The following is a 26,118-nucleotide window of genomic DNA, read 5'->3' as shown; positions in this document are numbered from 1 at the left end:
CTGTCAGGCGCCCAGGTCGCGGACGATGTTGTCCAGCCGTACGGCCAGGTCGTCGAGCATCTGGTCCGTCGGCGCGTCGTCCGGGAGCTGGGCCATCACCTCGTCCCGCCGGGCGATCACCAGGCCCTTGTGGGCGTCGTCCACCTCGGCGGCGGGCAGGACGACGCAGTCTCCCAGGACGAAGACCAGCGTGGCGTCCGGGTGCTGGGAGTTCAGCAACTGGCGGACACATTCCCTGTCGATCAGCGTCATCGCGGACATGGCAGCTCCTCGCTCTCGTGCTTCCTCCGCAGGCCGTTTACCCACGTGGCAGGGGTGAAACCTCAGCCGAAGGTCGGCGGGCCGCCGTTCGAGCGGGTCCGCCGTACGCCGAACACGACCAGGTAGACGGCGGCGGCCAGCGCCACCACGGCGGGCGGTACGGCCAGCGGCGGCCGGCCGGCGAGCAGCGCCAGCACGGCCAGCACCACCCCGGCGAGCAGCAGCAGCCCGGCCGCCAGCAGGCGCAGGCCCAGCCGGGTCGAGGGCGGCGGCCGCTCCGCCCACTGCCCGCGGCCGGCTCCGTGCACGCCCGGCACGCCGGTGTCGCTCACGTCGCCGTCGGCGGGAGGCGGCTCCCGCAGCACGGGGGCGAAGAACTCGTCGTCGTCACGGTGTTTCATCTCGCCTCCAGCTCGTGCGGGAACGGGGTGTCTGTCGGCTCGACTCCGGCTCATGCGGGACCACGGTGTTCATCGGCTCGCCTCCAGCTCGTGCAGAAACGGGATGACCACCGCGTTCAGCTCGGCCACCAGCGCTTCGAGCGCGGCCTGGGCGTCGTCGAGATTGGGCAGCCCCGAGGCCCGCGCCCTGGTGGGGGTGGGCAGCCGGTCGACCGGCAGCGGCACGCGCAGCTCCAGCGTGGTCAGCGCGGTCGGCCGCTCGTACGGCGGCGCCGTGAACGCGTCCCCGCCCTGCCACTGCGCCCACCCGTCAGGCACCCGGACCGGCGCGGGAACGGCCAGCTCCACCACCGCCAGCATGCCCGGCGCCTTCTCCGGCCGGTGGCAGGTGGCGTCCAGCACGCGGGGGTGGCGGCGCACGTACGGCGGGTCGGCCACCGGCCGGTTGGCCACCTCCCAGGCGCCCAGCGCGAAGTGCAGCGGATCCAGCGTGACACCCTCCGCGGCCGGCTCGCCCGCCCCGGCGGCGAACGCGTGCCGCCAGGTGCGCAGGTGCTCGCCGTAGTGCTCCTGCGCGCCGACGCGCGTGGCGTCGATCCAGAACGCCTGAGTCCCGGTGCCGGGCATCGTCTTCCCCCGAACCTCGCTCGAATCGTGCCGTCCGTTGCCCCTCTGCCCCGTGTCCTCGGGCTGTCACGTCTTGCGGTCCGACCTGCGGAAACGCCGCCCCCACGCCACCACGTCCAGTTCGCGGACTATTACGGAGAGTAATCGTATGGTGTGCTCAGTGGCCCCAGTGGCCCCTCAGCAAGCGAGAGGATCGAGCATGGCGCAGGAACCGAGAATCGACGTCGAGACCAGGGCCTCCGGCATCGAGAGCAGCCTGACCTCCGAGCAGGTCGAGCGGATCGCCGACGCGCTCGGGCAGCAAGGGGTCTGGTTCGCCACCCCGCCGGAGCGCGAGGGCGAGGCCCGCCCCGCCGACCAGATCTGGGACCTGGTCGGCGACCGCCCGCACCAGGGCCAGACGGCCACCGGCCGGGCGGCCGTGCACCTGGCCGAGGGGCACGACGCCCTGACCAGGCCGCTGATCCTGGCCGACGGCTTCAACTACGGGCCCAGCGACCTGGACGCCCTGTGGCGGCACTTCAACAAGCCGTACCAGAAGGGGGTGCCCGGCTTCCTCGACCAGCTCAGGACGATGGGCATCGACGTCGTGCTGCTGGGCTTCGACCAGCGGCACATCGCGATCCAGGCCAACGCCGCCGTGGCGGTCACCGCCGTGCTGCGCGCCATCGAGGAGCGGCGGGGCGACGACCCGCTGGTCGTGGGCGGGGCCAGCATGGGCGGCATCGTCACCCGGTACGCGCTGGCGCGCATGGAGAACGAGCGGATCGACCACCAGACCGACAAGTACTTCTCCTTCGACTCGCCGCACCTCGGCGCCTGGATCCCGCTGGTGCTCCAGCAGCTCGCGTACCTGCACGAGGCGCTGGCTCCGCGCTCGGGCGGGCCGGGGCAGGCCGAGCTGATCCGCAGCCCGGCCGCGCAGCAGCTCCTGTGGGGCTGGGTGGACAGCGCCGACTACTCCGGCCCTGTCACCACCTCCAGCGCGCTGCGCAAGGAGTTCCTGGAGGACCTGCGCAGGGTGGGCTGGTTCCCGATGCGCCCGTACAAGCTGGGGCTGGCCAACGGCACCGGCAACGGCACGGGCCCCGACCTGCCGCCCGGCACGCCGGTCTTCGACCTGCAGCACGAGGCGCTGCAGCTCACGGCCCGGATCCAGCCGGACGGCGGGGAGCTGCAGAACGTCGGCACCGTACGCTTCGGCGCCCCGGTGTGGACGAGCGCCACCTCGCACGTGCGCGCGTTCGACGGGGCGCCCGGCGGCACGCTGGACTCCTGGGGCAGGCTCGCCGACGCGGTCGGGCTGCCGATCCAGGACCGGTTCAGGGCCAGCGCGTTCGTGCCGTCCGTCAGCGCCATCGCGCTGGCCAGGGACCCGTTCCAGTGGCAGTCGGACCTCTACCAGGACCTCGGGGACCTGCCGAAGGACGAGACGTTCCTGGACGCGTTCTGCTGCGACGCGGCCAACACCGAGCACGCCTCGGTGTCGCGCCCGCTGATCGAGTGGTTCCTGGAGCAGCTCGCCGGCTGGTGATCCACGCATGAGAATGCCGGCTCGCGGATCGCGAGCCGGCATTCGCCGTTCCGAGGCAGTACTGAGGCAGTACTGAGGCGGTTCTGAGGCGGTTCTGAGGCAGTTCTGCGGCCCCGGTTGCTAGCGGATGCCCCGGTGCACGCACAGGAGCTGGTCGTGGGTGGCGTTCTTGTCGCGGTAGGCGATGATCGCCGGGCCCTCGGCGCTGTAGTGGTGGGGCAGCCGCTCGTCGGCGGTCCAGCCGGAGCCGTTGAAGCTGCTCCACCACAGGCTCGGGTCGGCGGAGCCGCGGTGCACGCAGTACAGCCGGTCCTTGTAGACGGTCAGGGACGGGCCGTGGTTGGTGTGGTGGCCGGGCAGCCTCTGGTCCGGGCTCCAGCGCGAGCCGTCCCAGCGGGTCCACCACAGCGACGAGTCGCCGCCCGCGCCGCGGTGCACGCAGTAGAGGTGGCCGCGGTAGACGGCCAGCGCCGGGGCGGAGGAGCTGAAGTGCTGCGGCAGCCGCTCGTCGGGGCTCCAGGTGGAGCCGTCGAAGCGGGTCCACCACAGCGCCTGGTCGTCGCCCGCGCCGCGGTGCACGCAGAAGAGCTGCCCGTCGTAGGCGGCCAGCGCCGGCGCCGTCTCGCTGAGGTGCTGCGGGAAGCGCTGGTCGGAGCTCCAGTACGAGCCGTCCCAGCGGGCCCACCACAGCGCGGTGTCACCGCGGCTGCCCCGGTGCACGCAGTAGAGCCGGCCGTCGTAGGCGGCCAGCGCCGGGGCCGACTCGCTGAAGTGCCGGGGCAGCATCTGGTCGTCGCTCCAGCCCTCCTCGGCGTCGTAGCACGTCCACCACAGGCTGGAGTCGCCGGCGGCGCCCCGGTGAGCGAGGAACAGCCGGTCCTGGAACTCGGCCAGGGCCGGGCCCGACACGCTGAAGTGGTCGACGAACCGCTGGTCCGGGCTCCAGCCGTCGCCCGGCTCGTGAACCGCCCAGTACAGGCTCGTGTCGCCGCCGCTCTGGCGGGCCGGGACGAGCATGCCGGGGGCGGTCCACGGCGAGGCCAGCCTGACCCCGTACGGCCGGGCGATCGAGGCGATCCACTCGGCCTTGGCGCGCACGGAGCGCTCGATGACCGGGGCCAGCCACGAGCCCAGCACCGCGCCCGCGATGTCCCCGATGAGCTGCGGGATCTCGGCCGCCAGCAGCGCGGCCGACTCGTTGAGGTGGATCTCGTAACCCCACCACCTGGCGACCGGCCAGACGTCGGCGCCCATGGTGCGCAGCTCGCGCTGGACGCCGCGGACGCGCTCCTGCTCCTTGGAGGTCAGCTCGGCGATCTGCCGCTCGCTCTCCCTGCGGGCGTCCAGTGCCCCGGAGTCCTCCAGCAGCTCGGTCTCGACGGCCACGTCCACGGCGGCCGAGGCCGCCGGGTCGTCCTGCGCGTGCAGCAGAGCGGCCTCGGTATCGAGCACGCTCTCTTCCGTCCCGTTGACCCTTATCTTCGCGGCCTGCGTCTCATCGGTCATTTTCAGCCCCCTGGCGTGATGGATGCGTGAACTTCGCCATCGTAACCAGGCGTACTGATACGACTACTCTACGGCTGTATTGCTCCGGGTAAAGACCGCAGGCCCGGGCTCCCCCGGCCCGGGCCGCCACGTCATGGCCGCCAGCCCGCCAGGTACCTCTTCACGGTGTGCCTGGTGGCCTGCCTGTCGGTGAGCTGGGGCCGGTCGGCCGTGACGGCCGCGCCCGGGCCCGTGTTGCGGTACTCGGCGAAGCCGCCCTCGCCGGTCCACGGGTCGTCCTTGACGTGCGCGCCCAGCCAGGCGTCGCGGACGACGGCCGCGCCCGAGCCGCCCAGCGAGACCGACTTCGCGACCTCGCCCTCCAGCCGGCCGCCGTTGAGCAGGACGGTGCCGCCGGCGAGCACGTTGCCGGGGCCGAGCGACCTGACCGTGCAGCCGTCCAGGACGGTCGTGCCCTGGCCGCGCACCAGGTCCACGTCTCCCTCCACGTAGCAGTCGCGCAGGTAGGCGCGGCGGCCGTCCGACTGGAGCACGCCCCCGTTGCCGAGGAGCCTGGCGCCGTCGAGCGCGGTCCTGTCCCCCGCCGTTCGTACGGCCGGCGCGGGGCCCGGGTTGACCGTCTCGTCGGTGGCGTTCTGGACCGTGAGGTCCCGCACCGTGACGCCGTCGGCGAGCACGGCCAGGGTGGCGCTCTGTGCGGTGCCCCAGGTGCCGCCGTAGAACTTCGCGGCGCCGGCGGACAGGTCGTAGGTGATGACCACGTCCTCCGGGTTGCCGGTGGCGCCCCTGATCGTCAGGTCGCGGCGGCCCGCCCAGACGCGCGGCATCTCGCGGTAGACGCCCGGCTGGACGGTGATCACCGCGCCGCGCGGCGCCGCGCCCACCGCCGCCTGGATGCTGGCGAAGTCGCCGGTGCCGTCGAGCGCGACGCTGATCCGCCCCGCGCCCCTGCCGGCGTCAGCACCGGGCGAGCCCGCGCCCCTACCGGCGTCAGCGCCGGACAAGCCCGCGCCCCCGCCGGCCTTCGCGCCGAGCGGGCCCGCGCCCCTGGTGACGAGGCCGGGCACCCGCTCGGCGGGGTCGAGCGTGTAGGCGTAGTAGGCGGACGGGTCGAACGCCGTGCCCGCGCTGTCCGAGCGGCCGGGCGAGTCGCGCAGCACGTTGCCCCGCTGCACGACCTGCGAGGCCGGGTCCTTGGCCACGATCGGGTCGGGCACGCCCTGGTAGTAGCTGTTCTCCACGACCAGCCTGCCGCCGCCGCGGATCATCGTCCCGTACATCGCGGTGTCCTGGACGTAGTTGTTGTACCAGTGCGCGGCCTCGGTGTTGTCGATGCTGGCGTTGCGCTGGTGGGTGCCGCGGATCCAGTTGTGGTGGAAGGTGACCTTGGTGACCACGTTCGGGGTCCAGCCGACGCCGACGGCCTTGTTGTGGTCGCTGAAGACGTTCCAGGAGACGGTGACGTAGTCGCTGTCCTTGCGGATGTCGAGCAGCCCGTCGCCGGTGCGGGTGAAGTGGTTGTGGTCGATCCAGACGTGGTGGGCGCCGTCCATCTGAACGCCGTCGTAGTCCTTGGACTTGCCGTCCCAGTCGCCGGGCACGTACGTGTCGCGGATCGTCAGGTTGCGGATGATGACGTTGTGCACGCCGTTGAGGAAGAACCCGCCGTGCACCAGCTCGGCGCCCGTACCCTCGCCGACGATGCTCTTGTCGGAGGCGACCTCGATCTCCCTGCCGTACGGCTCCATCGTGATCGAGCCCCTGACCTTGATCACGTACGGCTCGGCGGCCGTGGCGTACCGCTCCAGGTCGGCCAGGTTGTCCACGGTCACGGTCTCGCCGGCCGCGCCGCCGGTGGTGCCGTCCACCCCCAGGGCGTTCAGCCCGGCGAACCCGTCGGCCCGCTGCTGCTCGGCCTGGGCGGGCGCGGGCGCCAGGAGCAGCCCCGCGAGCAGGGCGAGGACCGCTGCCGCCCTCATGAGATCCTCCCGGCGCCGGCCCGGGCCTTGACCAGGGCGGGCACGGCCCGCGCCGGGTCCACGCGCCCGTGCAGGGCGGGGGTCCAGCCCACGTCGGAGCCGAGATCGGGGTCCTTGACGGCGTTGTACGCCGCCAGGACGTCCACCGGCCTGCCGTTCACCAGCGTGCCCTCCTCGTGGATCGCGGTGCCGCCCCAGCCGTGGATGATCCTGTCGGGGGAGGTGCCGCTGAACGTGTTGTTCTGCGCGTAGATGGCGGAGTTGACGCCGACGCCCCACGAGTACTGGTAGTCGGTGCCGGCGGGGACCACGTACGCGTTGTTGTAGACGTGCACCTTCCCGTGGCGCACGCGCGGCGCCCGCTGGTTGAGCCCCGACAGCAGGTTGTGGTGCAGGGTGACGCGCAGCTTGCCCGCGTCGTGCTCGGGGTTGTCGGTGTTGCCCCACAGCAGCGACTTGTCATGCCCGGAGAACACGCTCCAGGAGATGGTCACCAGGTCGCTGCCCCTGACGACGTCGAGCAGCCCGTCGTGGTGCAGGAAGCGCTTGCCGAAGTAGAACGGCTCGGCCTGGTCGGGGCGGTCGCCGTCGGTCAGCGTCACGTGGTCCACCCACACGTGCGTGGACTCGGAGATCATCAGGTTGTCGTAGTCGGTCTTCCAGTCGCCGCCGCTCCACACGGGGAAGCAGTCGTAGGCGTCGTGGACGGCGAGGTTCCTGACGATCACGTTGTCGGCCCGGTCGATCATCAGGCCGAGGCCGGTGAGCTCGGCGCCGCGGCGGCCGACGAGCGTGGTGTTGGAGCCGACGGTGATCACGACGTCTTTCCGCTGGTTGGCGGCGGACGCCTTCCGGGCCTCTTCGAGCGGGCCCGACGCGGGTCCCGTCCAGTGCGCCGGGTCGTAGGCGTCGAGATATCGCTGCAGGTCGTACCCGGGGTCGGCGTACTCGGCGCAGCTCTTCGCGGCGGCGTCTATGCGCCCCTCCACGTAGACGATCTTCGGCTCGTCGCCTGCGACGGCCGCGGCCAGCTCCTCGCGGGTCCGTACGGTGACCGCGTGGCGGGCGGCGGACCCACCGGTGGTGCCGCCCTCGGCGGCGGCCCACCCGTCGTTCGGCGCGAGCACCTGCCGGCCGAGGTCGGGCGCGGGATGTAAGGCCGTCACCGCGGCGACGGCGAGTGCGACGACAGCGTGCATCAGCCGTTCCTCTGCTTGTACCCGGCCTGCGCCTCGGTCAGCTTGGCCGCGAACTCGTCCAGGAACGCCTTGGCGCTGGTCTGGCCCAGCAGCACCTTCTGGAACTGCGGCTCCGCCCACGTCTTGGTGATCTGGTTGAACTCCGGCAGGTGGTACGGCATCTGCACGACCTTGGTCGCCGGGTCGTTCAGCACCCGCTGTGCCTCGGTGATGTGCGCGGCGCTCGAAGCGGGCACGTCGGTGTTGGCCGGGATGACGCCGGTCTGCTCGGCGAGGTAGCCACCCATCTCCTTGGCGGCGAAGAACTCGGCCAGCTTGGCCGCGGCCTCCTTGTTCTCACTGGCGGAGAAGACGGCGACGCCGCCGACCGGGTTCGACAGCACGGTCTGGGGGCCGGTGTCGGACTTGGGCACGGAGAAGGAGGCCACCTTCTCGTCGCCCAGCGCCTTCTTGTGGTCCTGGTAGGAGCCCAGGTTGTGCTGCATGATCGCGATGCTGCCCGCGGTGTCGAACTGGGCGACCATCTTGACGTAGTCGTTCTGCAGGTCGCCCTCGGGCGTGTTCTTCTTGTACAGCCCCGCGTACTTCTCCAGGGCTGTCACGTTGCGCGGGTCGTTCAGCGTGGCCTTGCCCGAGGCGTCGAAGAACTCGGTGACGCCCGACTGGCCGTAGACGACCTCCAGCATCTGCGCGATGGAGCCGGAGCCGCCGCGGATGGTGAAGCCGAAGCGGTTCTCCTTCGGCTCGGTGAACCTGTCGACGACGGTGAAGAACTCCGACCAGGTCTTCGGCGCCTCCACCCCGGCCTCCTCGAACCAGTCCTTCCGGTACCAGAACGCGCCGGAGTTGGTGGAGATCGGGTAGATGTACATCTTGCCGTCGGGCACGACGTTCTTGACCGTGGTCAGCAGCGCCTCGTTGAACTTGCCGTTCAGTGCGGGGTTCCTGGCGATGCGCTCGTCCACGGGTTCGAGCGCCTTCTGGGCCACCAGCGTGCCGAGGCCGGAGGTCGAGATGTCGGCCACGTCCGGGGTGCCGCCGCCGGCGATGGCCGTGTCGAGCTTCTGCGGCGCCTGCGCGATCGGCACGCCCACGTAGTTGACCTTGATGGTGGGGTTGGCCTTCTCGAACTCGGCGATGGCGTGCTGCCACACCGGCGTGCGCGCGGGTCCGGCGTTGGTGTCCCAGAAGGTGATCTCGGTCCTGCCGTCCTCGGTACCGCCGCCCGAGCCGCAACCGGCGGCCAGGACGGCCGCCAGCACGACGGCGGCCATCGGCGCGTGTCGTCTCATGTGCCTCTACCTTTCGATGTCCACGGTGAACGCCTCGAAGATCGCTTCGCCGGTGCCGTCCCCCGCGGCGAAGAGGCCGAGCACGGCCCCCACCCATCGGCCCTGCGTGGCCTGGAAGGGCGCGCCCACGTCCCGGCCGCCGGCCAGGAACGTGACCAGCGCGCCCTCGCCCACCCGCGCGCCGAGCGTGACGGGCCCGTCCTGCTCGACCGGGACCGGCTCCGTGTCGCCGCAGACCAGGACGAGCTTGCCGTCGGCGGTGCGCTCCAGGCCGACGGACGCGGCGGTGTCCCCCACCACGGCCAGCCCCGCCCTGCCCTCGCCCGCCAGGGTGAGGGTGACCGTGACCGTGCAGGGCACGCCGGGCAGCCGCTGCCCCAGCACGGACGGCCGCTCGCGCAGGTCGTCGGGGCCCGGCACGCAGGCCAGCCTGAGCGCGCCGTCCCTCAGCTCCCACCAGGAGGGGTCGGGGTTGGCCTGCCAGCTCCACTGCAGCCCCAGCCCGGGCCCGGCGAAGTCGTCGGACGTCGCGGGCGCGGCCGGCTCACCGCCGGGCACGGGCACCCGGTACTCGGCCACGGGCTCGCCGCCGTCGCCCATGACCGGCCAGCCGTCCTCGCCCCAGGCCATGGGCTGCAGGTGCACGACCCGGCCGTAGGGGCCGCGGTCCTGGAAGTGCATGAACCAGTGCTCGCCGGACGGGGTGTCCACCCAGCCGCCCTGGTGCGGGCCGTTGACGTCGGTGCCGCCCTGCTCCAGCACGATGCGGTCCTCGTACGGACCGAAGATCGACTCCGCGCGGAACACCGACTGCCAGCCCTGCTCGACGCCCCCGGCGGGAGCGAAGATCCAGTACGCGCCGTCGTGCCTGTAGAGCTTGGGCCCTTCCAGCGTCCGGTACCCCGGCAGCAGGTCGCCGTCGATGACCAGCGTGCCCTCGTCCAGCACCGTGCTGCCGTCGGGCGCCATGCGGTGCAGGGTGAGCCGGTTGTTGACGCCCGCGCGGCTCTTCGCCCAGCCGTGCACCAGGTACGCCTGCCCGTCCTCGTCCCACAGCGGGCACGCGTCGATCAGCCCGAGCCCCGGCTTGACGACGTGCGGCTCGGTCCACGGGCCGCGCGGGTCCTCGGCGCTCACCCAGCAGACGCCCACGTCCGGATCTCCCCAGAAGATCCAGAAGCGGCCGTCGTGGTGGCGCAGCGAGGGCGCCCACACCCCGCAGCCGGGCCGGACGTCGTCGTGACCCCGCGTGTACGCGTGGCCGATGATCGTCCAGTTGACCAGGTCGCGCGAGTGCAGGATCGGCAGCCCCGGCACCTTGGTGAAGGTGGAGGCCGTCAGGTAGAAGTCGTCGCCGACGCGGATCACGTCGGGGTCGGACCAGTCGGCGTTGAGCACCGGGTTGCGGTAGGTCTGGGCGGTCATCCCTTCACCGCCCCGGCGGACATCCCCTGGACGAGGTAACGCTGGATGAAGGCGAAGACGATGACGACGGGCAGTGCGGCGACGACGCCGCCGGCGGCGAGGGCGCCGAAGTCGACGCTGTTCTCGCCGAGGTTGTAGGCCAGGCCCACGGGCACGGTGAACTTCTCCTGGTCGTTGATGAACATGAGGGCGAAAAGGAAGTTGTTCCAGCTGTGGATGAAGGCGAACGAGCCGACCGCGACCAGCGCGGGCCGCAGCAGGGGCAGCACGATGGCCAGGAAGCCGCGCAGCCGGGAGCAGCCGTCCACCCAGGCGGCCTGCTCCAGCTCGTACGGGATGTTGCGGATGAAGCCGCTGATCAGGATGAGCGAGAGCGGGAGCTGGAAGACCGTCTCGGCGATGACGAGGCTCCAGAGCGAGTTCGTCAGGTCCAGCGTGCGGAAGATCTCGAACAGCGGGATGATCATCAGGGCGCCGGGGATGAACTGCGTGCAGAGCATCCCGACCATGAACGCGCCCTTGCCGCGGAAGGAGTAGCGGGCCAGGGCGTACCCGCCGGCCAGCGCCACCACCGTGGTCGCGACCAGCGAGGCGACGCCGACCATGAGGCTGTTCCGGAAGAAGACGGCGAACCCCATCCCGTTCCAGACCGTGTCGAAGTGCTGGAGCGTGATCGGCCACGGGAAGATCGCCGTCGAGCCGGCCGGCCTGAACGCGAAGACCAGCATCCAGTAGAACGGCACCAGCGTGAACAGCAGGTACAGGGCCAGCGGGACGTAGATCTGCCAGCGCGGCACCCGGTTGCCCGGCGCCGCGGGTGCGGGGGCCTCCTTCTGGAGGGCGGCCACGGGTCGTTCCGTCACCATGGTCACGACTTCGCTCCGAACTTGCTCAGGCGCAGGTACGCGATCGAGAAGAAGGTCAGGATGAGGAACGCCACGGTGGTCAGCGCCGTGGCGTAGCCGAAGTCGTGCGACTGGGCCGCCAGCGCGGCCACGTACAGCGGCAGCGTGGTGGTCTGGTGGGCCGGGCCGCCGCCGGTCAGCGTGTAGAGCAGGTCCACGTTGTTGAACTCCCACACGCAGCGCAGCAGCGTGGACAGGATGATCGCGTCGCGCAGGTGGGGCAGCGTGATGTGGAAGAAGCGGCGGATGCGGCTCGCGCCGTCCACGGAGGCGGCCTCGTACAGCTCCTTCGACACCGACTGCAGGTCGGCCAGGAGCAGGATCGCGAAGAACGGCACCCCGCGCCAGAGCTCGGCCACCACCGCGGCCCAGAACACGGTGTCCGGGTTCGCCAGCGGGGCGGCGCCGTACTCCATGAGGCCCAGGTCGGCGAGGTAGCGGGACATGCCGGTGAACGGGTTGTAGAGCAGCACCCAGATCGCGGTGGTGAGCACGCCGGAGACGGCCCACGGCGAGAAGACCAGCGCCCGGGAGATCGCGCGGCCGATGAAGCTCTCGTTGACGATCAGCGCGAGCGCGAGCCCGAGCAGGAACTGCAGCACGACCTCGACGGCCACCCACTTGACGCTGAACCCGAGGCTCTGCCAGAAGATCGGGTCCTCGAACAGCAGCCTGCGGAAGTTCTCCAGCCCGGCGAAACCGTTGTCCCAGGGCTGGGTCACGTTGTAGTGCTGCAGGCTGTAGTACAGGACGCTGAGCATCGGGTAGACGAGGAACCCGAGCATCGCCACCACCGACGGGGCGATCAGCCAGTACGGGGTCAGCGTGCCTGCTCGGCGGGGTCGGGTGCGGGGCGGGGGCGCCGAGACGACGGCCACGTAACGGACTCCTTCGCGTGGTGCCGGTCTGCAATCGGTTGCAGGAAACGTTGCGTTAGCGCGAACGCAACGTCAATGGCATGTGAACCAGGCAGGCGCCACTATCAGGGCAAACGCCGAAATTTCGAAATTTTCGCTGGCATGGCCTGGCCTTATCCCCGCCCTTCGGAGCAGAGTGGGGACATGACCGCCCCCGACTCCCCCGCCCCGCTACCGAAGCTGGCGGTGATCGCCCGCGAGGCCGGGGTTTCGGTTGCAACCGTTTCCAAGGCGCTGAACGGCCGATCCGACGTGTCGCAGCACACGAGACGCCTGGTCGCGGAGGTGCTGGAGCGCCGCGGCTACCCGCGACAGCGGGTCCGGCCGACGCGGGGCAGCATGGTCGACGTCATGCTGCAGGGGCTCGACTCGCCGTACGCGCTGGCCATTCTCGGCGGCGTGGAGGACGCGGCCTGGCGGCTCGGCGTGGACCTGATCGTCTCCGCCGTGGTCGGCCGGACCAAGAACGGCCAGCCGCCGCCGGCCTGGCTGGACCGGATCGGCGCCCGGGACAGCGCGGGCGTGCTGCTGGTGCGTACGTCGCCGACCGCCACCCAGCGGGCCTGGCTGACCGACCACGGCATCCCCGCGGTGATCGTCGACCCCCGGCGCAAGCCGCCGGCCGGGCTCTCGGTCGTGGCCGCGGCCAACCGGGACGGCGCCCGTGAGGCCACCGAGCACCTGATCGGCCTCGGCCACGAGCGCGTCGCGATCGTCACGGGCCGCCCCGGCGTGCCCTGCGCGATCGAGCGGCTGGCCGGCTACCGGGAGGCCATGGCCGCGGCCGGGCTGCGGATCGACCCGCGCTGGGAGGTGTGCGGCTACTTCCAGCGCGACGGCGGGCTGGCCGCCACTCGCGAGTTGCTCGGCGCCGAACCGCCCACCGCGATCTTCACCTGCTCGGACGCGATGGCGGTCGGGGTCTACCAGGCGCTGGCCGAGCACGGCCTGCGGGTGCCCGACGACGTGAGCGTGGTGGGCTTCGACGACTCGTGGGCCGCCGCGCACGTCACGCCGGCGCTCACGACGGTCCGCCAACCCTGGCCTGACCTGGGCTCCGTAGCGCTGGGCGCGCTGCTGTCGGGCGAGGCGCCGCAGCGGGTCGAGCTGCCCACCACGCTCGTGGTGCGCTCCAGCACCGCGCCGCGATGAAAGTTTCACGCGCCACCACGGGTTTTCGGCGGCTGTGAATTTGTTTGCTTGACATACATAAAGCGCCTGGTGCTTCCTCTGGGGCCGAGAGGAAGGAGAGTGCGGATGCCCAAGCTCAGATCCGCGGGCGTCGCCCTGCTCGCGGCCGCGGCGGCAGTGGTTTTCTCGCCGTCGTCGCAGGCCAGAGCCGCTACACCGGTGGCCGGCGGGGTGTATCAGCTCAAGGTGACCAAGAGCGGCAAGTGCCTGGACGTGGTCGGCGGCTCCAAGGACAACGGCGCGCTGATGCAGCAGTGGGGCTGTTCCGGTGACACCTGGCAGCGGTTCACCGTGGTTTCGGCCGGGTCGCCGGGGGTTTTCACCCTGCGCAACGTCAACAGCGGGCGATGTCTCGACGTGCCCAACGGCGCGGCCACCTCCGGGCTGCGGCTGCAGCAGTGGGGCTGCGGCGACGGGCTGAAGAGCAACCAGCTCTGGCGGTTCGCCGCCTCGGGCAGCGGGACGTACCAGGTGATCAGCAACGCCACCGGCCTGTGCATGAGCGACCAGGGCGCCTCCACCGCCGACGGCGCCGCCGTCATCCAGGAGACCTGCACCGCCAACAGCAACAAGCAGTGGGCCTTCGAGACCGCAGGCGGCGGCCGGACCTGGCCGAACACCGCCGACGGCTTCGCCTCCACCGGCGGCGGCACCACCGGCGGCGCGGGCGGCGCCACGGTGACCGTGAACAACTACGCCGATCTCGTCAGGTACGCCACCGCGAGCGCGCCGTACGTGATCAGGGTGAACGGCGCGATCACCGTCAGCCCGTACGGCACCGAGATCAGGGTCGCCTCGAACAAGACCATCGTCGGCGTCGGCACCAGCGGCCACATCGTCAACGGCGGCTTCTTCCTCGGGGAAGGCGTCAGCAACGTGATCATCCGCAACCTGACCATCCGCGACACCCGCATGGCCGACGACGACCCGGGTGACGACGCCTACGACTACGACGCCATCCAGATGGACACCGCCCACCACGTCTGGATCGACCACAACCACCTCGCCCGGATGAACGACGGCCTGATCGACAGCCGCAAGGACACCAGCTACCTCACGGTGTCCTGGAACATCCTGGCGGAGAACAACAAGACCTTCGGCATCGGCTGGACCGAGAACGTCACCTCCCGGATGACGATCCACCACAACTGGACCCGCAACACCAACAGCCGCAACCCCAGCACCGACAACGTGGCCTACGCCCACCTGTACAACAACTACCTGCAGAACGTCTCCGGCTACGGCAACTACGCGCGCGGCGCCACCAGGATGGTGATCGAGAACTCCTATTACGAGAACGTCAAGGACCCCTACTACCGTGACGACGCCGCCCAGCTCCGGCAGAGCGGCAGCATCTGCGTGAGCTGCAGCGGGCAGCAGGAGACCGGCGGCTCGGCCTTCACCCCGGGCTCGTTCTACTCCTACACGCTCGACCCGGCGGCCGACGTGCCGTCGCTGCTGCGGACGTACGCGGGGCCGCAGGCCGACATCGGGCTCTGAGCCACCGGGTGTCCGGGCGCGCCGCCCGGGCACCCCACCCGGGACGATCTTCCGGCGTACGCTGCTCGCATCCCCTCCGATCCCCCGGGAAGGCGCGAACCGATGACCGACCGCCCGCTCGATCCAGACACCGGCGTCCCCAGCCCCGCCCGCATCTACGACCTGTGGCTCGGCGGCCACGACCACTACGAGATCGACCGCATCGTCAGCGAGCAGATCCTCGCCGCCGTCCCCGACCTGCCGGTGCTGGCGCGGGCCAACAGGGAGTTCCTCGGCCGCGCCGTTCGCCACCTGGCCGGCGAGGCGGGCGTCCGCCAGTTCCTCGACATCGGCACCGGCATCCCGACCGCGGACAACACCCACCAGGTGGCCCGGTCGGTGGCCCCGGACAGCCGGGTCGTGTACGTCGACAACGACCCGACGGTCCTGGCCCACGCCCGCGAGCTGCTGCGCGCCGCCCCGGCCGGCAGCACCGTCTTCGTGGACGGCGACCTCCGCGACCCCGGCAAGATCCTCGCCTCGGCCGCCGAGCTGCTCGACCTCGGCCGCCCGATCGGCCTGATGCTGCTCGGCGTCATCGACTTCGTGCCCGGCACCGGCGCCGCCCGCACGATCATCGGCGAGCTGATGTCCGCCATGGCGCCCGGCAGCCATCTCGTCCTCTCCCACGGGCTCGTGGGCAAGCAGCTCGAAGAGGGGGTGCGGCACTGGAACGAGAGCGGCGGCAGCCCGATGACGCTGCGCACGCTGGAGGAGGTCACCTCCTTCTTCGACGGGCTGGAACTGCTGGAGCCGGGCGTGGTGCCGCTGCCGCGCTGGCGGCCCACGCCCGAGACCCTGTACGGCGACCGGGAAGCCGTCTACTACGCGGGTGTCGGCCGCAAGCCCTGAGGGTCACGCCCGCAGGACGTTGGCGGCGAAGGCACCCTTCATGTTCCCCGGGGGCTCGAAGACGAAGACGATGTAGGTCTCCATGCCCTCCGGGGTCTGCCCCGAGACCCGGCCGATGCCCACCTTCGTGCTGCCCTTCCACACCAGCTGGGTGAAGTGGCCGCTGTCCGGGGTGAACTCGGCCTTGTCGAAGTCGTAGTACTCGATCTCGTCGTACCAGCTGGCGACGGCCGTGGAGCCCTTCGCCGGCGTGGACTCCGTGTCGGCACCCCAGTAGATGTTCTCACCGGTGCCGGAGCGCAGGCCGTCGTGGCCGGCGTCCAGCGCCTTCGACTCCGACCGGGTGGAGGCCCGGCTCTTGGCGTACTCCGTGAGCTCGTGGTCCACGGTCAGCGGTGGCGCGTGGTGCTTGTCCCGGTAGGCGTTCGCCGCGGCGAGTGCTTCGGCTATGAAAGCCTCCGTGGTGCTGTCGGGCAGCGCTGGACGGACTCCCATCAGAGTCACCTCCGTGATGATCGAGCGCATGCCAGCATGACCCGGACGGGCATGCTGTCCCTCCTCACGCGCCGGAGCGGACGTACGCGACCGGCACGTGTGACACCGACGCGCGGCGCGCTCTGTGGCCCCCCACTGCTGCGCCGGGCGTGGCTGGCAACTGGCTCCGCGCGAAGTATGCGCCGGCCCGGGAGGCCGGGCAAGGCCCTATTTGCCGCGTGCCTTCAGTGCCCCGGCGGGCTCACGTAGTGGTACAACAACGCCGGCTCGCCGGCCGCGTTCAGCCAGTCCGCGCGGGTGCTGCCTACCCGACGCCAGCCGGAACGCTCGTAGAACCTGATGGCGGCCCGCCCCTCCGAAGAGACCTCCAGCTTGAGCGGCAGCGGGGTGGACGCGCGGGCCGCCTCCAGCAGCCGGGCGGCCACGCCGCGTCCCCGGGCGGCGGGCGTGACGAACAGGCGGCTGACCTCCAGGTCCAGGGTGAGCGCCACGTGGCCGAGCACCGTGCCCGCCTCGGCCGCGATCCAGGCGCCGGTCATGCCGCCGGGGGTCAGCCAGGCGGCCGGGTCGTCCGGCCAGTGCACGGGGTAGCGGTCGGCGGCCTGGACCTCGGCCAGGGCCTCGACGCAGGCGGCCAGGTCGTCCTGGGTTCTGGTGCGGATGTCCACGACGAGCAAGCGTAGGAGGTGGGCCGGGGGCCCACCCCCCTTCCCTGGCTACCGGCGGCGGTCGTGGCGCTCCTGCTTCTGCGGGGCGACGACGGTGAACGACGCCGTGGCGGTCTTGCCGCCGACCCTGACGGTGACGGTCCTGCTGCCCGCCCGCGCCTTCGACGGCACGGTCAGCTCCTTGGTGGCGCGGCCGCTGGAACGGCGGCGCGGGGGCGCAGGCCGTACGCGGCGATTGCGACGCCCGCGACGGCCCAGGCGGCGGGCGCGAACGACAACGCCGTCCCGAGCTGGGCGCCGATGACGCCGGGCAGGCCGCTGCCGAGCGCGTGACCCGCGCCCGTGCCCGCGCCGACGGCCAGCAGCATGGCGGCGGGCGCGGCCAGGCCGAGCACGAGGTGCCCGGACAGCCAGCGAGCCCTGCCGGTGGCGGTGGCCAGCAGGGCGGACGCCCTGCCGCGGCTCTCCTCGCGGAGCGTGCGCAGCGCCCCGGTCACGGCCAGGCACGCGACGACCAGGCAGAACACGTACGTGAAGATCTCCAGCAGGGTCTCGCCCGTGAGCGAGCCGACGTCGAACGAGGCCGACACCCAGCCCACGCCCACCGAGGCCACTCCCAGAGTGATGGTCCACGAGATCGTCTGGCTTCCGTACAACCGCCAGGCCAGCCCGATCAGGCCGCGCGGGTGCCGGGCGTTCGGGCAGCAGGCCCGCGCCCAGGTCACGGCGGGCGGAGACGGCGTACGCGACCAGGGCGAGCCCGGCCGCGACCGCCATCGGGACCAGGAGCACCCACCACCGCTCGTCCCCGTACGCGCGCGGGGCTTCCGCTAGATCCGATCTAGCGGCCCGTCTAGCGCCTCCTGGATGAAGGGGGTGGACGCCCATGACGGACGAGCCGCTGAACGTCACGGTGATCATCGGCAGCACCCGGGCGGGCCGCGTCTGCGACACGGTCGGCGCGTGGTTCGCCGAGCGGGCGCGCCTGCGCGACGACCTCGCCGTCGAGGTGCTCGACCTGGCCTCGTACGCCTTCCCGGCCAGCTACCCGGAGCAGGCGACACCGCCCATGCGGCAGTTCGCCGCCGGCGTCTCCGCCGCGGACGCGTTCGTCGTGGTCACCCCCGAGTACAACCGCAGCTTCCCCGCCTCGCTCAAGCAGGCGATCGACTACGCCTATGACGAGTGGCAGGCCAAGCCGGTCGGCATCGTCGCCTACGGCTCCGGCTCGTGCGGCCACTACGCCGTCGAGCAGCTCCGTACCGTCTTCACCGCCCTGCACGCCGTCACCATGCGCGACTGGGTGGGCGTCGACCTGCTGGGCGCCGGCATGGACGAAGGCTGCCGGCGTCCCTGCGACACCGACGACCGCCTGCGTGCCATCGCGGCCATGCTCGACCAGCTCGCCTGGTGGGGCCGCGCGCTGCGCGAGGGACGGCGCAACCAGCCCTACGTCTCCTGAAGGTCTTGAAGGGATCACTCATGCCAGAACTGGCGATACAGACCTCCGGCCTGGTCAAGGTCTTCGGCGACACCCGTGCCGTGGCCGGCCTCGACCTGTCCGTCCCGGCCGGCGCCGTGTACGGCGTGCTCGGGCCCAACGGCGCCGGCAAGACGACCGCCGTACGGATGCTGGCCACGCTGCTGCGCCCGGACGGCGGCGAGGCGACCGTGTTCGGGCACGACGTGGTGCGCGAGGCCGACGCCGTCCGCTCCCGCGTCAGCCTGACCGGCCAGTACGCCTCCGTGGACGAGGACATGACCGGCTCCGAGAACCTGGTTCTGCTGGCCCGCCTCCTCGGCCACCGCAAGCCGGCCGCTCGCGAGCGGGCGGCGGAGCTGCTGGAGGCGTTCGGGCTGACGGAGGCCGCGGGGCGGCAGGTCAAGACGTACTCCGGGGGCATGCGGCGGCGCATCGACATCGCGGCCAGCATCCTCAACACCCCCGACCTGCTCTTCCTCGACGAGCCCACCACCGGACTCGACCCGCGCAGCCGCAACCAGGTCTGGGACATCGTCCGCGTCGTCGTCGCCCACGGCACCACCGTGCTGCTGACCACGCAGTACCTGGAGGAGGCCGACCGGCTGGCGCAGCGCATCGCGGTCATCGACCACGGCAGGCTCATCGCCGAGGGCACCCCCGGCGAGCTGAAGTCGTCGGTCGGCTCCGGCTCCATCCACGTCCGGCTGCGCGACGCCGCCGAACGCCCCGAAGCCGAACGGCTGCTCGCCGAGGCCCTCGACACCCCCGTCTACCTGGAAGCGGATCCGGTGGCGCTCACCGCCCGCATCACCGCTCCCGGCGACGAGTCCGCCCAGGCCGCCCGCGCCCTGGGCCGCCTGGCCTCCGCCGGCATCGTCGTGGACGACTTCTCCCTCGGCCAGCCGAGCCTGGACGAGGTCTTCCTCGCCCTCACCGACCACCCCGCCACCACCACCTCCGAGGAGGCAGCGTGACCACCACGACCGACACCGCCTACGCCCCCGCCACCGAGGCCCTCGCCACGGTGCTGGCGCCCACGGCCCGGCCACCCCGGCCCAGTGCCTGGTCGGCGTGCATGACGTTCGGGTGGCGGGCCATGCTGAAGATCAAGCACGTGCCCGAGCAGCTCTTCGACGTGACGGCGTTCCCGATCATGATGACGCTGATGTTCACGTACCTGTTCGGCGGCGCCCTGGCCGGCTCCCCCACCGAATACCTGCAGTTCCTGCTGCCGGGCATCATGGTGACCAGCGTCGTGATGATCACCATGTACACCGGGGTGGAGGTCAACAAGGACATCGAGAAGGGCGTCTTCGACCGCTTCCGCACCCTGCCCATCTGGCGCCCGTCCACCATGGTCGGCTACCTGCTCGGCGACGTCCTGCGCTACTTCATGGCCTCGACCGTCATCCTGCTGATCGGCCTGCTGCTGGGCTTCCGTCCCCAGGGCGGCATCACCGGGGTGCTGGGCGGGATCGCGCTGCTGCTGGTGTTCTCGTTCGCGTTCTCGTGGCTGTGGACGATGTTCGGGCTGCTGATGCGCAACGAGAAGTCGGTGATGGGCGTCAGCATGCTGGTGATGATGCCGCTGACCTTCCTCAGCAACGTGTACGTGGACCCCTCCACCATGCCGGGCTGGCTCCAGGTCTTCGTCAACGCCAGCCCGATCTCGCACCTGGTCAGCTCGGTGCGGTCGCTGATGGGCGGGACGCCGGACATGGGGGAGATCACGTGGGTGCTGGTGTCGTCGGCGGTGCTGGTGGTGGTCTTCGGGACGCTGACGATGCGGCTCTACAACCGCAAGTGAACGGCCGGCACACCGAACCGTGACGCATACTTTCCGTTACCATGGTGCGACCCACAGTGGCGAGCGGAGGCTGGATGCGCAGGCACGTACGCGACCTGGCCCTGGAGATCGGCCTGATCGGCGGCCTCAGCGCGCTGTTCACCGTGGGAGCGGGCATCTTCCTGAACTTCTCCACCGACGGCGAGCCCCAGTTCAATCCCGCCCACGTCCCGCCCGCCCTCCTGTTCTCCTGCCTGGCCTGCGCCGTGCCGCCGGTGCGCGACTACGTGAAGGCTCGACGGGCCTCCGCCACGGGCAAGCCGTTCACCGCCGGTGACCTGGAGGCGTACAAGCGGCTGTTGAAGGAGCTGCGGGAGGAGGCGGGCTCGCCGCGGTTCGCCGAGCTGGACAGGCGGGCCGGCGAGCTCGGGCTCGGCGTCGGGCGGGCCGAGCTGGAGCTGGTCACGCAGAAGGAGAAGGGCACGCGCTGGCTGGAGGACGCCGAGCGGGCCGAGCCGATCATCCGCGCCTTCCTCGCCGTGCACGAGGTGCCCGCCGCCGCCGGTGAGCCGTGGATCGAGGCGTACCGCAGGCTGGTGACGCCGCCGCCCGGGCCCGACCGCCGGCTCAGGCCGGCCGCCTTCGTGACGGTGCTGGCCGTGGGCGCGGCCGGGGCCTTCATGGGTTACGTGGCGTACGCGGAGAGCCGCGTCCGGGAGTCGCTGTACCGGCCTGACGTGGCCGTGCTCTCCAGGTACTCCCCCGGCCGGTACCTGGCCGTGACCGGCTCCGAGACCGCTCCGCCGCGGGCCAGGCTCGGCCCCTCCATCATCAGCAAGGGCCCGGTGCCGCTCTATCGCTGGGACCTCTCGCCGGACAAGCACGACGGGTCGTACCACTACCAGATCCGCAACCGCATGACCCGGCGCTGCCTGACCCCTGAGGCCCGCGAGCTCACCGAGGGCGGTTACCTCACCGACGCCGCCTGCGACGGGTCCGTGGAGCAGCTCTGGCGGGTGAGCGGTGACGGCGCCATCTCGCAGGGCGGGATGTGCGTCGAGCCCAACCTCGGTTCGACCGACGCGGGCACCTCCCTCGTCCTGCGGACCTGTGTCGCCGGCAAGCTCGCGCAGCGCTGGCTGGTCACCGGCCGCATGCCCGGCGGTCTCGGCAGCTCGGTGGCGAGCTCCCAGAACGGGATCTGCCTGGACGCGGCGGCCGGCATGACGGACCTGGTCACCTGGGAGTGCCACGGCCGAGACAACCAGGCCTTCACCTACCGGCGCGACGCCCGGGGCGACTACGAGATGAAGATCTCGGGCACGTGCCTGGGCGTGTCCGCCGCGCGGGAGCGGCGGCGGCCCGTACGCCAGGCGTGTTCCGGCGGCCCTGAGCAGCTGTGGCGCTTCACCTTCCGCTCGCCGCACAACGACTGGCTCCACTGGGAGGTCAGGCACGTCGCCACCGATCTGTGCCTGCAACTGGAGCCCGACTTCAGGTCCCTGTCCATGGGCACCTGTGTCCGGTCGAACGTTCAGCAGTGGCGCACCCCCGGATGGCTACGCCCCCCGGACACCCCTGACCGCACCGGCGCGGGCGCCGCCCACCGCGGCACCCGCACCGGCGGAGGCGGTCAGTTCACGTACGCCCACAGGTCGTAGGTGTAGTACCCCGGGTAGGTCTGCGGGTAGTGGGTGCTGCACCACCAGGTCTGCCAGCGTCCGGTCTGCACGCCCGACTGGCCGAAGGAGATGCAGACGTCATAGGGCAGGTAGCTGTAGACCATCTGGAGCGTGGGCGCGGCGTGCGCCGGGGTGCTCGTGACCAGGGCGGGCGCCAGGGCGGTGACCGCGAGCAGGGCTAGGGCGGTGATTCTGCGACGCACCAGTTCTCCCCTCAAGAAGGGCCGGACGGCGTGGGATGCGATCACCGTGAATTGCACGACGGGCGTCAACCCCGCTGCAAGATCAACCTTGTCGTGGCTCCCGCGACCAGCGCGGACGCGGGAAAGGCGATGAAACGTTCAGGCCCAGAGGCGCCAGGTGATCTCTTCCTGGGGCCGGTAGCCGCAGGTGGAGCCGGTGGAGACGGATGCGCGCAGGTGGGCGGCCAGCTCGGGGTGGGCGTGGTCGAGCTTGCGGAGGGTGTCGCGGATGCGGGCCGTCACCGTCTTGCGGGCGCGCTCCGCCTCGTCGCCCAGCCGCCGGGTGCGCCCGCCCAGGCCCGCCGCGGCGCGCAGCTCGGACAGCAGCGCGGCCCGTTCCTCGTCGAGCCGCGCCGCCCGGTCGTCGTCGCCCCGCTCGGCGGCACGGTCGATCTCCTCGTCGAGCTGTCCCAGGCGGCGGCGGTACCGGGCCTTGGCCTCGTCGTCGAGCACGTCGTCGCCGCCCATGCGGCGGGCCGCGATCACCGTCTTGCCGCCCTCGGGGTCGAGCAGGACCACGGACGGCACGTCGGCGCCCGGGCGGCTCAGCAGGGTGTGCAGGTCGCGTAGCCCTTTGGTATCGGGCATGTGCACGAGGCGGCCGGCGAAGGCCAGCGACCAGACCGCGCCGTCCCGCCGGAACTCGCCGTCAGGCACCTCCCGGCCGGAAGCCGGGGCTTGCTTGCCGGAGGTGCCGCCCCCCGTCCAGGCGTTTCCCAGCAACCCCAAGGCACCTTCCGGCGGGGGGCCGGCCGGTGGTGTCCCGCCGAGCCCGGACGGCGGCGCCGGCCGTACGTACTCCAGCACGTGGCGCATCCCCAGCTCCTCCGCCTCCCGGCGCACCCCCTCGAACAGGGCGCGCGCCGCCTCGGCGTCGCCGGGCGCGGCGCGGGCGAGCAGCGTCTCGGCAAGGTGGGCGCGGGCGAGCACGGACCACGGCCGCGCGCGCATCGCGTCGGCCGCGCGGTGGGCGGCGGTGAGCTCCTCGACGGCCTCCGCCCAGCGCTCCAGTGCGGCGTCCACGCGGCCGAGCCACAGATCGTACGGCCCGCTGACCTCCCAGCCGAACAGCGACACCACCCACTGTCCCCGGTGCGGCGCCAGCCGGGCCCGCACCCGGGCGCACAGCTCTGGGTCCTGCGTGAGCGCGGCCAGCTCGGCCTGGAAGCGCAGCCAGATCGGCTGGATCATGCGGTCGCCCGGCTCCTCGACGTCGAGCCCGCGCAGCGCGGTGTCGAGGTCGCCCGACTGCAGCGCGGTCAGCGCCTCCAGCAGCGGCACGCAGGGGTGACCCGAACCCCTGAGCTCGCGCAGCATCCGCTCCTGCCCGTCGGCCTTGCCCTGTAGCCCGGACAGCGCCCACTGGTGGTGCTTGAGCATGAAGACGAAATGATCCTGCCTGGCCTCCGGGTAGACCGACTCCAGCAGCGACTCGGCCTCGGCGAAGCGCCCTTCGAGGCCGGCGACGATGCTCGCGTCGACGTTGACGGACATCTCCAGGTGCGGGCGGTCGCTGCGCCGGCCCTTGGCGGCGTAGGCGTGGAACTCGTCGAGGTAGCGGGGGTCGCCCTGCTCGATCATGGCCACCCAGCGCAGCGCGCTGGCGAAGTGCTCCAGGTCGGGGTCGGAGGTGCGGCGCGCCACGGTGATCAGCTCACCCGTCAGCGCCACCCGCTCCGCCGCCGTGCCCGGCCCCCAGATGATGTCGTGGTGCGCCCACAGGCTGAACGCGAGCGCGTCGTCGTCACCGCCCTGCCTGGCCAGCCTGGCCAGGTGTATCACCAGGGCGATCGCGAGCCTGTCGGCGGGCGCCGGGGGGCCGCCCACCAGCCTGCGGTGGGCGTCTCTGAGCAGGTCGAGGGAGGCGTCGCGGCCGTAGTGGCTGTGGTGGACCAGCGCGACGCGGGCGGGCAGCTCGGGGTCGTCGAGGTCGCGGGCGATGGCCGCGGCCTCCTCGAACAGCCGCCTGGCCTCCTCGCGCTCACCGTCGTGGTGCAGCTCCCTGCCCAGGTCGAGGGCGATCACGCCGCGCCGGTGCGGGCTCGCGGCGGCACTCAGCTCGTACGCCCTGCGCAGGTGCGTGATCTGCTCCTCCGCCGCGAACCGCCCCCTGGCCTCGCGGGCGCCGTCGAGCAGCAGGCCGATGGCGTGCTCGGGGTCGAGCCTGTCTCCCGCGAGGTAGGCGTGCCTGGCCAGGTCGCTGGGCGGCAGCCGACCGGCCAGGGCGGGCGAGCCCTCCACGGCGGAGACCACGGCGGCGTGGCGGTCGCGCGGGTCGTCGAGCGAGTCGTACAGCGTCTCGCGCACCAGGTCGTGGGCGAACGCGAACACGCCGCCGCCCCTGGTCACCACGAGCCTGGCCACCACGGCCAGCTCCAGCAGCCGATCGACGTGCGCGACCGGGGCCGCGATGGCGGCGGCGAGCACCTGGCGGTGGAACTCCCGCCCCAGCACCGCCGCGGCGGGCAGCAGCTCCGCCACCTGGCGCGGCAGCAGGGACAGCCGGCGCAGCAGCGCGTCGCGCACGCCGGGCGCGACGGCGCTGGCCGAGCCGCCGCTGCGCCACAGCCGGGAGGTCTGCTCGACGAAGAACGGGTTTCCCCCCGTACGCAGGTGGACCTCCGCCACCAGCTCGGGCGGCGGCTCGTGGCCGGCGGTGCGGGCCATGAGCGCGGCGACGCCCGCCCGGTCGAGCCCGGTGAGCGTGATCGTGGTGGCCTTGGCCACGAGCGGCGACAGCAGGTCGCGCAGCGGGTGGTCGACCGGCTCCACCTCGGTGTCGCGGTAGGTGCCGATCAGCAGCAGCCGCTCGAACCACGTCTGCCGCGCCGCGAACTCCAGCAGCCGCAGCGAGGCCGGGTCGGCGGCGTGCAGGTCGTCGATGACGACGAGAACCGGCCGCCGCTGGGAGACCGCGACCAGGGCGGAGGTCACCGCGTCGTAGAGCTGGAACGCGTCGGCGGGCCGCTCGCCCCCCGCGTCGGCACGCCGGCGACCGTCGGCGGGTCGCTCGCCGGCCGGGTCGGCCCGCTGGAGGCCGTCGCCCGGCCGTGTCTCGCCCAGCAGGGTCGTCAGGCTGCCGCCCGCCGCCTCCTCGGCCGCCGCCCACTCCTCCGGCGTGGCGGCCCGCCTCAGCGCCCTGATGACCTGCACCCATGGCCAGTAGCCGGGGGCGCCGCCGGAATCCCAGCACGCGCCGCCCACCACCAGCGCGCCGCACCGCCTGGCCTCGCCGGCCGCATCGGTGACGAGCGTGGTCTTGCCGATGCCCGCCTCGCCGGTGACCAGCACCAGGCCGCCGTGGCTGCCGATGAGCCTGGTGATCTCGGCACGCAGCAGCGCGGCGGGGTGCTCCCTGCCGATCAGCTCGTGCGCCGCGACGTCGCTAGGCATGACGCTTGCACGTTATCCGCCCTGGCCGACATTTTCCCAGGGCGATCAGTCCCGGCGGCGCAGCTTCCACCTCGTGACCTGCTCGGCGGCGTGCTGCCGGTCCACCCTGGCCTCCAGCCGGCCCTGGGCGGCGTGCCGCCGGTCGCCCGCGCTGGCCTTCCTGTCGTGGGCGCTGGCCTCCCGGTCGTGCTCGCTGGCCTCCCGATCGGCGGCGGCGACGCGCCGGTCCTGCGCCTGCTCGTGCTCCGCCTTCAGCCGGTCGGCCCGCAGCGCCGCCAGCTCCACGCGGAGGGCGGCGCGCTCCATCCGGTTCCGCTCCCTGTCGGCGGCCGCCTGCGCCCTGTCATCGGACAGCAGCCGCCACTCCTCGCGTACGGCGGGCGACTGCCCGCCCAGGGCGACCTGGCGGCGGGCGGCGGCCTCGTCGCGCTCCTCGGCGGCCCTGTCCCTGGCCTCCGCCGCCCACAGCAGGTCGTGCATGCGGCGATCGCGGGCGTCCTCGGCCTCCCCGAGCTGCTCCTGGTACCGCCGGCGCAGGCCGGCCGCCTGGTCGCGGGCATCGGCCAGCTCGTCGCGGTGCCGCGCGGTCCGGTCACGCTCGTCGGCGGCACGGTCCCGCGCCCTGCCCGCGGTGTCCCTCCGCTCCGCGGAGAGCTCGCGTGCGGTGCCCCCGCTCGTTTCCGGCTGCCGATCCCTCTGAACGTCTTCGCCCGCCATCGCCGTCTCCACTGGCCGTTCCTT

26 protein-coding genes are annotated in these 26,118 nt (G+C 72.1%); 9 read left to right on the top strand and 17 right to left on the bottom strand.

Features of this window, described 5'->3' with window-relative positions:
- Positions 1–3: 3 nt before the first annotated feature.
- From HD593_RS00890 to HD593_RS00880, 3 genes are all read right to left on the bottom strand, one after another.
- Positions 4–261 carry a hypothetical protein gene (locus HD593_RS00890; protein WP_246546096.1) on the bottom strand — a complete coding sequence of 86 codons (258 nt, stop codon included), beginning with the start codon at positions 259–261 and terminating at the stop codon, positions 4–6.
- Between the two features lie 62 nt (positions 262–323).
- On the bottom strand, positions 324–662 hold the full coding sequence (locus HD593_RS00885) for a hypothetical protein (RefSeq protein WP_185100240.1): 339 nt from the start codon (positions 660–662) through the stop codon (positions 324–326).
- A gap of 69 nt (positions 663–731) precedes the next feature.
- A complete protein-coding gene (locus tag HD593_RS00880; protein ID WP_185100239.1) occupies positions 732–1,289 on the bottom strand; it encodes a hypothetical protein in 558 nt (185 codons plus the stop codon).
- A gap of 199 nt (positions 1,290–1,488) precedes the next feature.
- Here HD593_RS00880 and HD593_RS00875 point away from each other — a divergent pair, with 199 nt between their 5' ends.
- Positions 1,489–2,823: a hypothetical protein gene (locus HD593_RS00875; protein ID WP_185100238.1), complete on the top strand. Its 1,335-nt coding sequence runs from the start codon at positions 1,489–1,491 to the stop codon at positions 2,821–2,823.
- Between the two features lie 120 nt (positions 2,824–2,943).
- On the opposite strand, the gene HD593_RS00870 is transcribed toward HD593_RS00875, so the two are convergent.
- The 7 genes from HD593_RS00870 to HD593_RS00840 form a co-directional block, all read right to left on the bottom strand.
- Entirely contained in the window at positions 2,944–4,329 is a 1,386-nt protein-coding gene (locus tag HD593_RS00870; RefSeq protein WP_185100237.1) for a PLL family lectin, read from the bottom strand.
- A gap of 131 nt (positions 4,330–4,460) precedes the next feature.
- On the bottom strand, positions 4,461–6,308 hold the full coding sequence (locus HD593_RS63170) for a pectinesterase family protein (RefSeq protein WP_185100236.1): 1,848 nt from the start codon (positions 6,306–6,308) through the stop codon (positions 4,461–4,463).
- Positions 6,305–7,507 carry a pectate lyase family protein gene (locus HD593_RS00860; protein WP_185100235.1) on the bottom strand — a complete coding sequence of 401 codons (1,203 nt, stop codon included), beginning with the start codon at positions 7,505–7,507 and terminating at the stop codon, positions 6,305–6,307. The genes HD593_RS63170 and HD593_RS00860 overlap by 4 nt, the downstream gene beginning before the upstream one ends.
- The gene (locus tag HD593_RS00855) at positions 7,507–8,799 is read right to left on the bottom strand and encodes an ABC transporter substrate-binding protein (RefSeq protein WP_185100234.1); all 1,293 of its coding nucleotides are present in this window, start codon (positions 8,797–8,799) and stop codon (positions 7,507–7,509) included. Before HD593_RS00855 ends, HD593_RS00860 begins: the two co-directional genes overlap by 1 nt.
- Before the next feature lie 6 nt (positions 8,800–8,805).
- Positions 8,806–10,224, bottom strand: coding sequence for a glycoside hydrolase family 43 protein (locus HD593_RS00850; protein WP_185100233.1), 1,419 nt, complete (start codon positions 10,222–10,224; stop codon positions 8,806–8,808).
- The gene (locus HD593_RS00845) at positions 10,221–11,090 is read right to left on the bottom strand and encodes a carbohydrate ABC transporter permease (RefSeq protein WP_185111584.1); all 870 of its coding nucleotides are present in this window, start codon (positions 11,088–11,090) and stop codon (positions 10,221–10,223) included. The genes HD593_RS00850 and HD593_RS00845 overlap by 4 nt, the downstream gene beginning before the upstream one ends.
- A gap of 2 nt (positions 11,091–11,092) precedes the next feature.
- The gene (locus HD593_RS00840; RefSeq protein ID WP_185100232.1) at positions 11,093–12,007 is read right to left on the bottom strand and encodes a carbohydrate ABC transporter permease; all 915 of its coding nucleotides are present in this window, start codon (positions 12,005–12,007) and stop codon (positions 11,093–11,095) included.
- Between the two features lie 183 nt (positions 12,008–12,190).
- Between HD593_RS00840 and HD593_RS00835 the strand changes: the two genes are divergently transcribed.
- The 3 genes from HD593_RS00835 to HD593_RS00825 all read left to right on the top strand — a co-directional run bounded on the left by HD593_RS00835 (position 12,191) and on the right by HD593_RS00825 (position 15,628).
- Positions 12,191–13,198 carry a LacI family DNA-binding transcriptional regulator gene (locus tag HD593_RS00835; protein ID WP_185100231.1) on the top strand — a complete coding sequence of 336 codons (1,008 nt, stop codon included), beginning with the start codon at positions 12,191–12,193 and terminating at the stop codon, positions 13,196–13,198.
- 105 nt (positions 13,199–13,303) lie between these two features.
- Positions 13,304–14,737: an RICIN domain-containing protein gene (locus HD593_RS63165; RefSeq protein WP_185100230.1), complete on the top strand. Its 1,434-nt coding sequence runs from the start codon at positions 13,304–13,306 to the stop codon at positions 14,735–14,737.
- A 102-nt stretch (positions 14,738–14,839) separates the two neighbouring features.
- The gene (locus HD593_RS00825; protein WP_185100229.1) at positions 14,840–15,628 is read left to right on the top strand and encodes an SAM-dependent methyltransferase; all 789 of its coding nucleotides are present in this window, start codon (positions 14,840–14,842) and stop codon (positions 15,626–15,628) included.
- A gap of 3 nt (positions 15,629–15,631) precedes the next feature.
- On the opposite strand, the gene HD593_RS00820 is transcribed toward HD593_RS00825, so the two are convergent.
- The 4 genes from HD593_RS00820 to HD593_RS00810 all read right to left on the bottom strand — a co-directional run bounded on the left by HD593_RS00820 (position 15,632) and on the right by HD593_RS00810 (position 17,396).
- Positions 15,632–16,123: a CAP family protein gene (locus HD593_RS00820; RefSeq protein ID WP_185100228.1), complete on the bottom strand. Its 492-nt coding sequence runs from the start codon at positions 16,121–16,123 to the stop codon at positions 15,632–15,634.
- A 224-nt stretch (positions 16,124–16,347) separates the two neighbouring features.
- The gene (locus tag HD593_RS00815; RefSeq protein ID WP_221524556.1) at positions 16,348–16,791 is read right to left on the bottom strand and encodes a GNAT family N-acetyltransferase; all 444 of its coding nucleotides are present in this window, start codon (positions 16,789–16,791) and stop codon (positions 16,348–16,350) included.
- Positions 16,792–16,839: 48 nt separating this feature from the next.
- Positions 16,840–16,962: a hypothetical protein gene (locus HD593_RS63160; protein ID WP_281402439.1), complete on the bottom strand. Its 123-nt coding sequence runs from the start codon at positions 16,960–16,962 to the stop codon at positions 16,840–16,842.
- Positions 16,963–16,964: 2 nt separating this feature from the next.
- Positions 16,965–17,396, bottom strand: coding sequence for a hypothetical protein (locus HD593_RS00810; protein ID WP_185100227.1), 432 nt, complete (start codon positions 17,394–17,396; stop codon positions 16,965–16,967).
- A 19-nt stretch (positions 17,397–17,415) separates the two neighbouring features.
- Here HD593_RS00810 and HD593_RS00805 point away from each other — a divergent pair, with 19 nt between their 5' ends.
- The 5 genes from HD593_RS00805 to HD593_RS00785 are packed head-to-tail and all read left to right on the top strand — an operon-like array spanning position 17,416 to position 21,721.
- The gene (locus HD593_RS00805) at positions 17,416–17,625 is read left to right on the top strand and encodes a hypothetical protein (RefSeq protein ID WP_185100226.1); all 210 of its coding nucleotides are present in this window, start codon (positions 17,416–17,418) and stop codon (positions 17,623–17,625) included.
- 52 nt (positions 17,626–17,677) lie between these two features.
- Positions 17,678–18,253 (top strand): NADPH-dependent FMN reductase, encoded by a 576-nt coding sequence (locus tag HD593_RS00800; RefSeq protein WP_185100225.1) that lies wholly within the window; start codon positions 17,678–17,680, stop codon positions 18,251–18,253.
- A gap of 20 nt (positions 18,254–18,273) precedes the next feature.
- Entirely contained in the window at positions 18,274–19,248 is a 975-nt protein-coding gene (locus tag HD593_RS00795; protein ID WP_185100224.1) for an ATP-binding cassette domain-containing protein, read from the top strand.
- Positions 19,245–20,081 carry an ABC transporter permease gene (locus HD593_RS00790; protein WP_312903300.1) on the top strand — a complete coding sequence of 279 codons (837 nt, stop codon included), beginning with the start codon at positions 19,245–19,247 and terminating at the stop codon, positions 20,079–20,081. The genes HD593_RS00795 and HD593_RS00790 overlap by 4 nt, the downstream gene beginning before the upstream one ends.
- 41 nt (positions 20,082–20,122) lie before the next feature.
- Positions 20,123–21,721: an RICIN domain-containing protein gene (locus HD593_RS00785; protein ID WP_185100223.1), complete on the top strand. Its 1,599-nt coding sequence runs from the start codon at positions 20,123–20,125 to the stop codon at positions 21,719–21,721.
- On the opposite strand, the gene HD593_RS00780 is transcribed toward HD593_RS00785, so the two are convergent.
- The 3 genes from HD593_RS00780 to HD593_RS00770 all read right to left on the bottom strand — a co-directional run bounded on the left by HD593_RS00780 (position 21,694) and on the right by HD593_RS00770 (position 26,094).
- Positions 21,694–21,945, bottom strand: a complete 252-nt coding sequence (locus HD593_RS00780) for a hypothetical protein (protein WP_185100222.1) — start codon at positions 21,943–21,945, stop codon at positions 21,694–21,696. The genes HD593_RS00785 and HD593_RS00780 overlap by 28 nt on opposite strands.
- 138 nt (positions 21,946–22,083) lie before the next feature.
- Positions 22,084–25,377 (bottom strand): AAA family ATPase, encoded by a 3,294-nt coding sequence (locus HD593_RS00775; RefSeq protein WP_185100221.1) that lies wholly within the window; start codon positions 25,375–25,377, stop codon positions 22,084–22,086.
- 45 nt (positions 25,378–25,422) lie between these two features.
- Positions 25,423–26,094: a hypothetical protein gene (locus HD593_RS00770; RefSeq protein ID WP_185100220.1), complete on the bottom strand. Its 672-nt coding sequence runs from the start codon at positions 26,092–26,094 to the stop codon at positions 25,423–25,425.
- Positions 26,095–26,118 lie beyond the last annotated feature (24 nt).

It is taken from the genome of Nonomuraea rubra (genome assembly GCF_014207985.1).
Classification (GTDB): domain Bacteria; phylum Actinomycetota; class Actinomycetes; order Streptosporangiales; family Streptosporangiaceae; genus Nonomuraea; species Nonomuraea rubra.
The sequence above is the reverse complement of the archived record's forward strand: the minus strand, read 5'-3'. Positions and strand labels throughout refer to the sequence as shown.

What these genes read in the sequence shown, in the direction of transcription:
- HD593_RS00775 (WP_185100221.1), bottom strand. Translation starts at nt 25,377, where the DNA reads ATGCCTAGCGACGTCGCGGCGCACGAGCTGATCGGCAGGGAGCACCCC.
- HD593_RS00785 (WP_185100223.1), top strand. Translation starts at nt 20,123, where the DNA reads ATGGTGCGACCCACAGTGGCGAGCGGAGGCTGGATGCGCAGGCACGTA.
- HD593_RS00795 (WP_185100224.1), top strand. Translation starts at nt 18,274, where the DNA reads ATGCCAGAACTGGCGATACAGACCTCCGGCCTGGTCAAGGTCTTCGGC.
- HD593_RS00820 (WP_185100228.1), bottom strand. Translation starts at nt 16,123, where the DNA reads ATGGGAGTCCGTCCAGCGCTGCCCGACAGCACCACGGAGGCTTTCATA.
- HD593_RS00860 (WP_185100235.1), bottom strand. Translation starts at nt 7,507, where the DNA reads ATGCACGCTGTCGTCGCACTCGCCGTCGCCGCGGTGACGGCCTTACAT.
- HD593_RS00875 (WP_185100238.1), top strand. Translation starts at nt 1,489, where the DNA reads ATGGCGCAGGAACCGAGAATCGACGTCGAGACCAGGGCCTCCGGCATC.
- HD593_RS00825 (WP_185100229.1), top strand. Translation starts at nt 14,840, where the DNA reads ATGACCGACCGCCCGCTCGATCCAGACACCGGCGTCCCCAGCCCCGCC.
- HD593_RS00885 (WP_185100240.1), bottom strand. Translation starts at nt 662, where the DNA reads ATGAAACACCGTGACGACGACGAGTTCTTCGCCCCCGTGCTGCGGGAG.
- HD593_RS00805 (WP_185100226.1), top strand. Translation starts at nt 17,416, where the DNA reads ATGGTCCACGAGATCGTCTGGCTTCCGTACAACCGCCAGGCCAGCCCG.
- HD593_RS00835 (WP_185100231.1), top strand. Translation starts at nt 12,191, where the DNA reads ATGACCGCCCCCGACTCCCCCGCCCCGCTACCGAAGCTGGCGGTGATC.
- HD593_RS00855 (WP_185100234.1), bottom strand. Translation starts at nt 8,799, where the DNA reads ATGAGACGACACGCGCCGATGGCCGCCGTCGTGCTGGCGGCCGTCCTG.
- HD593_RS63165 (WP_185100230.1), top strand. Translation starts at nt 13,304, where the DNA reads ATGCCCAAGCTCAGATCCGCGGGCGTCGCCCTGCTCGCGGCCGCGGCG.
- HD593_RS00800 (WP_185100225.1), top strand. Translation starts at nt 17,678, where the DNA reads ATGACGGACGAGCCGCTGAACGTCACGGTGATCATCGGCAGCACCCGG.
- HD593_RS00770 (WP_185100220.1), bottom strand. Translation starts at nt 26,094, where the DNA reads ATGGCGGGCGAAGACGTTCAGAGGGATCGGCAGCCGGAAACGAGCGGG.
- HD593_RS00845 (WP_185111584.1), bottom strand. Translation starts at nt 11,090, where the DNA reads ATGGTGACGGAACGACCCGTGGCCGCCCTCCAGAAGGAGGCCCCCGCA.
- HD593_RS00880 (WP_185100239.1), bottom strand. Translation starts at nt 1,289, where the DNA reads ATGCCCGGCACCGGGACTCAGGCGTTCTGGATCGACGCCACGCGCGTC.
- HD593_RS00870 (WP_185100237.1), bottom strand. Translation starts at nt 4,329, where the DNA reads ATGACCGATGAGACGCAGGCCGCGAAGATAAGGGTCAACGGGACGGAA.
- HD593_RS00890 (WP_246546096.1), bottom strand. Translation starts at nt 261, where the DNA reads ATGTCCGCGATGACGCTGATCGACAGGGAATGTGTCCGCCAGTTGCTG.
- HD593_RS00850 (WP_185100233.1), bottom strand. Translation starts at nt 10,224, where the DNA reads ATGACCGCCCAGACCTACCGCAACCCGGTGCTCAACGCCGACTGGTCC.
- HD593_RS63170 (WP_185100236.1), bottom strand. Translation starts at nt 6,308, where the DNA reads ATGAGGGCGGCAGCGGTCCTCGCCCTGCTCGCGGGGCTGCTCCTGGCG.